At 55.4% G+C, this 9,094-nt stretch carries 10 protein-coding genes and 1 pseudogene; 7 read left to right on the forward strand and 4 right to left on the reverse strand.

Annotated features, from left to right (window positions below; all coding sequences use genetic code 11):
- Window positions 1–49 precede the first annotated feature (49 nt).
- From thrC to WCE46_RS10500, 3 genes are all read left to right on the forward strand, one after another.
- Complete coding sequence (gene thrC / locus WCE46_RS10490) at window positions 50–1,255, forward strand: threonine synthase (RefSeq protein WP_424733670.1); 1,206 nt, start codon at window positions 50–52, stop codon at window positions 1,253–1,255.
- A complete protein-coding gene (locus WCE46_RS10495) occupies window positions 1,192–1,830 on the forward strand; it encodes a DUF5803 family protein (protein WP_424733671.1) in 639 nt (212 codons plus the stop codon). The genes thrC and WCE46_RS10495 overlap by 64 nt, the downstream gene beginning before the upstream one ends.
- 264 nt (window positions 1,831–2,094) lie before the next feature.
- Window positions 2,095–2,370 (forward strand): acylphosphatase, encoded by a 276-nt coding sequence (locus WCE46_RS10500; RefSeq protein ID WP_424733673.1) that lies wholly within the window; start codon window positions 2,095–2,097, stop codon window positions 2,368–2,370.
- Between the two features lie 80 nt (window positions 2,371–2,450).
- On the opposite strand, the gene mch is transcribed toward WCE46_RS10500, so the two are convergent.
- From mch to WCE46_RS10520, 4 genes are all read right to left on the reverse strand, one after another.
- Entirely contained in the window at window positions 2,451–3,395 is a 945-nt protein-coding gene (gene mch, locus WCE46_RS10505) for a methenyltetrahydromethanopterin cyclohydrolase (protein WP_424733674.1), read from the reverse strand.
- 69 nt (window positions 3,396–3,464) lie between these two features.
- Entirely contained in the window at window positions 3,465–4,589 is a 1,125-nt protein-coding gene (locus tag WCE46_RS10510; RefSeq protein WP_424733675.1) for an ORC1-type DNA replication protein, read from the reverse strand.
- Window positions 4,590–4,865: 276 nt separating this feature from the next.
- Entirely contained in the window at window positions 4,866–6,017 is a 1,152-nt protein-coding gene (locus tag WCE46_RS10515; protein ID WP_424733676.1) for a cofactor-independent phosphoglycerate mutase, read from the reverse strand.
- A gap of 14 nt (window positions 6,018–6,031) precedes the next feature.
- On the reverse strand, window positions 6,032–6,961 hold the full coding sequence (locus WCE46_RS10520) for an NAD-dependent epimerase/dehydratase family protein (RefSeq protein WP_424733677.1): 930 nt from the start codon (window positions 6,959–6,961) through the stop codon (window positions 6,032–6,034).
- A gap of 39 nt (window positions 6,962–7,000) precedes the next feature.
- On the opposite strand from WCE46_RS10520, the gene WCE46_RS10525 reads away from it, so the two are divergent.
- From WCE46_RS10525 to porA, 4 genes and pseudogenes are all read left to right on the forward strand, one after another.
- On the forward strand, window positions 7,001–7,879 hold the full coding sequence (locus tag WCE46_RS10525; protein ID WP_424733678.1) for a methanogenesis marker 12 protein: 879 nt from the start codon (window positions 7,001–7,003) through the stop codon (window positions 7,877–7,879).
- 44 nt (window positions 7,880–7,923) lie between these two features.
- Window positions 7,924–8,469 (forward strand): pyruvate ferredoxin oxidoreductase subunit gamma, encoded by a 546-nt coding sequence (locus WCE46_RS10530; RefSeq protein ID WP_424733679.1) that lies wholly within the window; start codon window positions 7,924–7,926, stop codon window positions 8,467–8,469.
- On the forward strand, window positions 8,469–8,729 hold the full coding sequence (locus WCE46_RS10535) for a 4Fe-4S binding protein (RefSeq protein WP_424733680.1): 261 nt from the start codon (window positions 8,469–8,471) through the stop codon (window positions 8,727–8,729). Before WCE46_RS10530 ends, WCE46_RS10535 begins: the two co-directional genes overlap by 1 nt.
- Window positions 8,730–9,094: pseudogene (porA, locus tag WCE46_RS10540) on the forward strand (pyruvate ferredoxin oxidoreductase); the annotation flags it as partial. It abuts the gene before it with no gap.

The following is a 9,094-nucleotide window of genomic DNA, read 5'->3' on the forward strand; positions in this document are numbered from 1 at the left end:
CGTTTTTTTAACGCTTGTCTATATGTACCCGGAAAACCAATACGTGTCCATGTACCATCTCGTGTGCGTTCATTGCGGAGCAACCTATCCCGCTGACGAGATCATTTACAACTGTAAAAAATGCGGCCACCTGCTGGCGGTGAAATACCCACTCGATGAGATCACCGTAAAGCGGGAGACCTGGGACGCCCGTCCGCTCTCGGTCTGGCGCTATAAGGAACTGCTGCCGGTTAACATCGAACCGGTCTCACTCCACGAAGGGGGCACGCCACTTTACCACTTAAAGCGTCTCGGGGACGAGATGGGCCTCAAATATCTCTACGCCAAGCATGAAGGCATGAACCCCTCGGGCTCGTTTAAGGACCGGGGAATGACGGTGGGCGTTTCGATGGCGCTCCAGCTCAAAAAGAAGAGCGTCGCCTGCGCAAGCACAGGAAATACCTCGGCAAGTCTCGCGGTGTACGCAGCAAAGGCCGGGATCCCGGCAATCGTGCTCCTGCCGGCAGGACACGTAGCAGTCGGCAAGATCGCCCAGGCGCTGATGCATGGCGCAAAAGTCATCTCAATCCGGGGTAACTTCGACCGTGCGCTCGAAATGGTTCACGAGCTCTGCCTCACCCATGGACTGTACCTCCTCAACTCAATCAATCCTTACCGGCTGGAAGGCCAGAAAACCATCGGGTTTGAAGCAGTAGACCAGCTGGGCTGTGTCCCCGATCGGTTCGTGCTGCCGGTGGGCAATGCGGGAAATATCTCCGCCGTTTACAAAGGACTCCTCGAACTCGAAGCCCTCGACTTTATTGACCGGCTGCCGAAAATGACCGGCATTCAGGCCGCCGGATCGAGCCCGGTAGTGCGGGCGATCAAAGGAAACTTCCCCGAAGTCGTACCTGACCTGAACCCCGAGACCCTTGCATCGGCGATTCGGATCGGGGCGCCGGTAAATGCGGAGAAGGCACTTGTTGCAATCCGTAAGACCGGAGGAACGGCCGAATCGGTGACGGATGATGAGATCCTTGCGATGCAGCGCGATCTCGCACGAAAAGAAGGCATTGGTGTCGAGCCTGCATCTGCCGCATCAGTGGCCGGCATCCGCAAGCTCGTAGAGATGGGTGCGATCGACCGCGACGAAAAGATCGTCTGTGTGGTGACCGGTCACCTCTTAAAAGACCCGGAAACAGTGATCAAACAATGCGAACCCCCGACCGAGATCGACGCAGACTTGCCCTCGCTGCTCTCTGCACTGCACTTATAATTGCGCTGGCGGTCCCTTCAGTGGGGGCGCTCAATGCCACGTATCAGGTGCTGCCCAACGGTACCTCGTATGCCGCATCGGTTGACATCGAGGATGCATCAAATTACATGTTTGCCGAGACCGGTATGCTCGGTGAAAACATACCTATTACAGTCACAAACGTGACGCTTGTCTCCGAGAACGGCACTCCCGTAGACTTCAACTGGACTCTCCTGTGGAGTGCCCCTTCGGCGATTACCTTCCCTTCAGGGAATTATACGGTTTCGTATATCTCTCCTCTGCACGACAATCAGCTCCAGGGCACATACCTCTTACCATACAATGTGAATGTGACCCTACCCGGGATGTATGATGTACGAAACCCGCTCCTTGCCGGCATAAGCCAGGGTGCAAATGTGACCCGGTTTCCGGACAACAGCACACAGGTAACGTGGAACAAAACGACGTCGTTCAATCTCCGGTTCTACGATCAGGGCAGGGAAGAACTGCTCTACATGTTCGCCGAGTTCATGATCATCCTCGCGGCGATCCTGCTGATGCCATTTTTGCTGATGAGAAAACCGCCGCAGGAATAACTTATCCAGAGTAAACCTGGATCCGGTTCTTTTTTTTTTTTGGTTCGAGGATCTTACTGTCACGACCGTTCTGTCGGCAACGGCTGCAGGAAAATGGTGAGAGAAACACGTTTCCGGAGCGGTGGGGGTTCATTGTGAGATCCCAACACTCAGGGCATAGGGAAAATCCCGAACTTCTTCCACTTAAAAAGAAACAAAAAATGGCTCCGGTAACCCTTCATAAAACGACAGGATTTAAACCGATGCCTTCCCAGATCAGGATGAATGATGAGGGCTGCCGCGGTGATAACCGGAAAAGTACAGGGTGTCGGGTACCGGCAGTTTGTCTCTCTCTGTGCCCACCATCTCGGTCTGCATGGCTCGGTACAGAATATGCCGGACGGTTCGGTCCACATAATAGCGGAGGGGTCGCTTGCGGCACTTGAAGAGTTTACCCGCCTCTTATGGGCACACGGGATACCTGAAATCCATGTAGAGGGGATTCAGGTCACGCACGGTGAACCCACCGGTGAGTTCAAGGGATTCTGGGTGAAGTGGTAACAGACATCCACGAGGCCACTTCAACAGGAGAATCTCACAGGGTTTTCAACCACATCTGAATTACAAAATAAAAAAAAAAGTTACTGTAACCCGAACGATTTCAGGGTCACATCGTCGTTAACGGCGCCGACATGGTAGACGCTCCCGTCAGAGAGCTCGTTGATGACAACTTCGGCAGGAGAGAAGAGCGAGGTGTCGATCTTGTAGAAGTCGTACCCTGCTTCCTTGAAGATGTCGTTGAACGGCTTGCCGTATCCCTTGGACTTGCTGCTCGGGATCTTTTCGAGGTAGTCCTTGATCTCCGGTGCGTTCATCGTGAGCTGGATCTGCCCGTGGTAGATGGTTGCGTCGTTTGTCACGCCCATTGCACGCTTCGCCCCCCTTACCGGCGGGATAGGAGCCGTGCCGATCGCGGATATGATCTTCCGGGTGTCAAACCCAAGCTCGTTTAACTTGTAGATCGCCGTCTCCACGCAGCGCCCGGATACCTGGATCGATCCGACAATCGAGGAGGTTGGTGCAACCACCGCACAGGTATTTGCCACATCCACATGGCATTCCTCGGCGATCTTCGCCATTACCTCACCGTTTGGCAGATGATCTGACTCAAGACACATCACAGCGCAGTCATAGTCATCCTCGTAGTCGATCACTTCGTAGGTATGCTTGGGCTTGAGCGAAAGTGCCCGGGCCGGGCCACTTCCCATCGCAAAGTAGTTTCCCACCTTGACCGTCCAGCCGGCTTTCTGGGCCCCGAGGCATGCGATCGACGGGAAATCGGTATTGACGTCAATGAACGGCTGCGGGAACCCCTTTATCTGTCCCATCCGGAAGTTAACCTCACCAAGACCACCCATGCATATCTCGGTAAAGGCCCTCCCTGCCGCATACCCACCCCGTGTACTTACACCACAATCAACAATGCGTGCGCCATTATCCAGTTCATGGTAGGCAGCGTTAAACTCCTCGGCCAGATCGGCGAGGTTGTCGAATATTTCAAGTGCCAGTTCGTTAACACTTAACATAGAAAAACCCCTGTCTCATAAGAAGAGGGTTCTCAAATAGATAAGATTTTTGAAAATATTTCATCGGCCTTATGAAAGGTACTCCAGCACCTTTGCCGGTTCATACCGGAGCGTGATGACCCGGGTCCTGCCCTTCCCCTCACGATACTGGAGGTTTACGAGGCGCATCGCGTCCAATTTTTTGACAATCTCATAGAAACGGGTGTACCCGACCGGTACCTGCTCCTTTATTGCTTTGTATACGTCACCGGCATTCATTTCTGCACCTGCAGCACTCGCCGTGACAAGTCCCGTGAGGATCTTACGCTCCTCGTCCTTGAGTGTCTTTATAGTGTATTCGAGATGCAGGTACTTCGAGACCGCGTACGCCCCGCAGATATCCTCCTGGTCGATACTGCGCCGTGCGGCACGCTCTGCATTGAGGGCGGCCCGTTTCAGGAGGTCGATACCAACCCTCAAATCGCCGCTCTTCTGGGTCTGCTCCACGACGAGGTCGAGCATCGCATCACTGATGACGCCGTTAAAGAACCCCTGCATCACCCGGGCCTTCATGATCTCCTGCACTTCCCCGTTCCCGTACGGGGGAAAATAGATCTCGGTGGGCCTGAAGACCGAAGAAACCCGGGCGTCCACCGCCCGCGAGAGATCGACATCCGGGTCGCTGATGATCACGATCACACCGATGCGGACGCCCTCGTAGGACTCGTGTGCCCGCAACAGCGTGTAGAGTACCTTGTTGAGCTCGTTTTCGTAGAGGAGGTAATTGGCATCGTCGAGTGCGACGAGCAGCACGCACTCCTCTTTTAAAAGAAGACGGGCAACTGCATCGAAGACCTGCTTGAAGGAGGTTCCAGATGAGGGAGGGAGATGACCGGAGAGTTTCCGGTAGATCTGGGAGAGGATCGCAAACTTGGTATTGTCGATCTGGCAGTTGATGTGGACCGGCACCAGTTTTTTTGTTGTTTCTTCGACCTCTTGGAAGAGCTTTTTGACACTGGTGGTTTTCCCCGAGCCGGGCAGGCCCTTGCAGATTGTATTGAGAGGCCGGCCGCCCCGGAGACCGGGCCGGATCTGGAACGCGAGTTCCTGCATCTGCGTATCGCGGAACTCGAACTGCTCGGGAAGATAATCGATCTCGAACACTTCGGGGTCGCGGAAGAGTGACTCGTCCCACATCAGCAGGTTTTTCTTCATCGTATAGTACACCATCTACGTTACAAGTGATAACAGCTCTGATGGAAGAATTGCAGGTTGCCGGGCATTATAGATCTGCCAAAAATTTTTCCAAAAGACAGGGTGACCTTTTCTTATGACACCGGCGTATGATCCTTTCCTGATGACCCACCGCGCCAAACATATATTCCCCCGTAAGAGAAACGGGTGTACGCGATGCGGCAGATGATGAAAGTTACCCCCACTGAAACGGTGATGATGCAGGGGACTGATGCCGCATTATTCTTCTAAAAAAATTCAGTTAAATAAGAACGACAGGAAGCCGGTTGCCTCTTTTGTCCCGAACATTCCCGACCGTGCTTCTTTCTCGGAGAAGTGCAGGGTTGTATCAGTACCTTTCCCCGTCACCACGAACGGTACCGGGTCGCGGGAATGCGTTTTGATCCGGATCGGAGTCGGGTGGTCCGGAAGAACCGCTACGATCCCGTCAAACTCTGCCCGTATCGTACCCACCACGCGGTCCACGTTCTCGATCGCCCGCACCTTTTCGTCGATGCTCCCTGCGTGCCCGGCCTCATCCGGGGCCTCGATGTGGACGTAGACAAAATCCAGATGCCTGATCGCATCAAGCGCGTATCGCGCTTTTGCCATGTAATCCGTGTCGAAATATCCTGTGGCACCGGGTACGGTGATGATTTCCATACTGGCACAGCGGGCGATGCCATTTAAGAGATCCACCGCGGAGATCATCCCACCCTTTCGTGCGTATTTTTCGGAGAAGCGGGGAAACGCGGGACACCGGCCCCCGCTCCACGGCCAGATCTGGGTCGCCGTTGGTTTTCCGGCTTTTATCCGTGCTACATTCACCGGGTGACTACTGAATACATCACGGCTCTTTGCCATGCAGGAAAGGAGGAGCGGCGCGTCACCGTTCCGGGGCAGGTGCTCTTTGATCGGCTGACCCACGATGTCATGGGGCGCTGTCGAATCTGCTGCTGACCCGTGCGGGACGACGAGGAGGTTACGGTAGCTGACCCCGGCCCTGACGACAACGTCCGGGATGTGCGGGGCAAGAGAAGCAAAAAGCGCGGCTCCTTCGGCGCTCGAAATGTGGCCTGCCGAGAAATCCGCCATCGTCTCATCTTTAACCGTTACGATATTGCACCGGTATGCAACATCCGTGGGAGCCAGATCGATCCCCATGCTCAATGCTTCGAGCGGCCCCCTTCCGGTATAGTACTTCTCCGGCGCGTACCCGAGAATGGACATGTTCGCGATATCGCTCCCCGGCTCGAATCCGTCGGGGATCGTGTGCAGCAGGCCGCAGGCCCCTTCCCGCGCCATCCGGTCCATGTTCGGAGTCTGCGCATATTCGAGAGGGGTCTTATCTCCCAGCTGCGGGATCGGCTCGTCAGCCATGCCGTCACCGAGAATCAGGATACACTTCATAAAAAATCCCCTTCTCACGATTTGAGGAGGTCACGGGTTGCCATTCTCACGCTCTCCCTTGAACCCAGTTCGGGCTTCCAGCGGCGGCTCTTGATCCGTTCAATGGATAGCTGCATCTTTGGCACATCGCCAACCCATCCCCGCTCGCCACCGGTGAACCGGAATTTTACCTCAGGCAGGTGCATCTCCTCGGCCACGATCTCGGCAATACTCCGTACATCTATCCAGTCCTCGGAGCCGATATTGAAGATGTTGACCATCTCCCGCGCCCGCAGGGCAAAAAGCATAGCGGCAACGCATTCATGTACTTCGAGATAGGACTTCACCTGTTTGCCGTCGCCAAGGATCTCAAGCTCAGCCGGGTTTGCCTTGAGTTTCCGGATAAAATCCGTAATAACGCCGTGGCCGCTGCGATCTCCCACGATATTTGCAAACCGGTAGATCCATGCCTTCATGCCAAATGAATAGCAGTACGAGGAGATCAGCGCCTCGCATGCAAGCTTGCTTGCCCCATACACAGAAATCGGCAGGAGAGGGGCATAATCTTCAGGGGTAGGGATAACTTTTGCATCGCCATAGACCGTTGAGGTAGACGTGAAGACCAGTTCCGGGACCTTATGCAGGCGCATCGCCTCGAGCACCCGGTACGTGGCCATGATATTGTTCTGCATCGTCGGGTCAGGATTGATAGCGCTCTGGCGAACATCCGGGTCCGCAGCAAGGTGGAAAAGCCGGTCTGCCCCTTCGATGTGTTCCTGCCAGCCATCTCCCAGCAGATCTGTCTGAACAAACCGGACCTTACAGCCATCAATATGCCGGGCGATCGTTTCGCGGCGCCCTGCACAGAGGGAGTCGATGACAAGCACTTCGTTGCCCTGCGCAACGAGCGTGTCAACCAGATGGGAGCCGATGAACCCGGCCCCGCCTGTCACCACATCAAACATCAATACCTATTATGTGACCCATGCTATAGGATTACTGCTATGTTTATCGGGATAGACCACGGTACTACCGCCATGCGCTTCGCATCAGAGACCGGCCAGTTCAAACTGACGCGCGAGGAGGCGACGGGCTTTTCCATCGCCGACCTTTCCCATCTCTGCCCTCCCGATGAGATCGAAGGGATCGCGCTCTGTTATTCGATGGGCGACAATTTTTCAAAGATCACCAATATCAACAAAATAAAAAACCGCGGGGTTTTCAGCCGCGAGGGGGCTGGCAAGCACATCGGAGGGGGCACAAAGGTCTTTGACGAGATTAAAAAAAGCGGGATACCAACGATTGTGATCCCCGGCCTGCACCGGGATTCACCGACCGATCCCCGGTTCAAGGCCTATTCACACCAGTCCAGCCCTGAGAAGATCGGGATCGCGTATGCGGTCAGCCGCGATCTTGGGGATGACATCGTGGTCTCGGACGCGAGTTCCAACACGGTCACCCTCCTTGTCACCGCAGGAAAACTTGTTGGCGCATTTGACGCCTGTATCTTTGCACCGGGTACCCGGCACGGCGCACTCGATGTCGACGCCATCCGCAGGATTGATGCAGGGGAGTGCACCGCAAACGAGGCTTTCCAGCAGGCCGGGGTGAATTATACTCTTCCTGATGAAGATAACCTCCGCATACGGACGGTAGCCATGTTCTCAGCAATGGAGTGCGCCGCGCTCCTTCTTTTGAATGCCCGCGCGCGGGTCGCGCTGGCCGGATCGCTTGCGTCCCTTATTGTCCCTGAGGTCGAATCGCTTCTGGGGCAGGATGTGGCCGTATATGACGAATGGTGCGCTTCCCGCGGACTTGCGGCCATCGCCCGCGACGTCTTTTCAGGTGCGGAGGATATCCTCGGCATCGATGTAGATCTCTAGATTTATATCGATTTATCATGTAAGATTATTGGGAGATTTTTCCTTTGAGAGAACTACGCATCCACGGCAGGGGCGGCCAGGGATCGGTCACCGCTGCGGAACTTATTGCTGTCGCCGCATTCGAAGGGGGCGTTTTTTCACAGGCGTTTCCGGCATTCGGTGTCGAGCGGCGCGGCGCTCCGGTCCAGGCATTCGTACGGTTTGACGACCGCAAGGTCCGGCTCCGCAGCCAGGTCTACGAGCCTGACTATATCATCGTCCAGGACAGCACGCTCATAAAAGACGTGAATGTTTTTTCCGGAGTAAAAAAGGGCGGGATCGTTATCGTCAATACCGAAAAGGCACCGGATTACAAGGTACCCGACGGCGTTAAGCTGATTACCATCGATGCGACCTCGATTGCCCTGAAAGTCATCGGCCTTCCTATCACGAACACCTCGCTCATGGGTGCGTTCGCTGCGGCAACCGGTGAGATCAAGTTCGATGCGCTCAAGAATGCGCTCATGCACCGGTTCCCAAAAGAACTGGCAGAGAAGAATATCGAAGCAGCCCGACAGGCATTCGAGCATGTGAAGGGGGCGGTGGCATAATGGCGCTCGCGGTAGGGTGCCGTGCCCGCCCGGGAAAAGGCCGGGACAACAAAACCGGGTCGTGGCGTGTCTTCAAACCGATCTTCGATCACGAAAAGTGCTCCAAGTGCGGGACGTGCCAGATCATCTGTCCCGAAGGCTGCATCACGGAGGACAAAGAGGGTTTCTTCGATCCTGATTATGCATACTGCAAGGGATGCGGGCTGTGTGCAGAAGAGTGCCCAAAGGAAGCGATCGCGATGAAACAGGAGGAGAAGTAGATGCTTGAAATTACCGAAGGCTCAATGGCTGTCGCCGAGGCAGTCCGGCTCTGCCGGCCGCAGGTTGTTGCCGCCTACCCGATCACGCCCCAGACACATATTGTCGAGGCGCTCGCCGAGATGGTGGCAAACGGGAAACTCGACGCGGACTACATGACAGTCGAAAGCGAGTTTTCCGCGCTCTCCGCCTGCCTCGGGGCAAGCGCTGCCGGGTCCCGTACCTATTCCGCGACCACGTCACAGGGTCTTGCCCTGATGTTCGAGGTCTGCTTCAACGTTGCCGGCATGCGCCTGCCGATTATCATGACGATCGCCAACCGTGCGCTCGGGGCACCGCTCTCCATCTGGAACGACCAGCAGGACTC

This window comes from Methanoregula sp., assembly GCF_049690535.1.
Classification (GTDB): Archaea; Halobacteriota; Methanomicrobia; order Methanomicrobiales; family Methanospirillaceae; genus Methanoregula.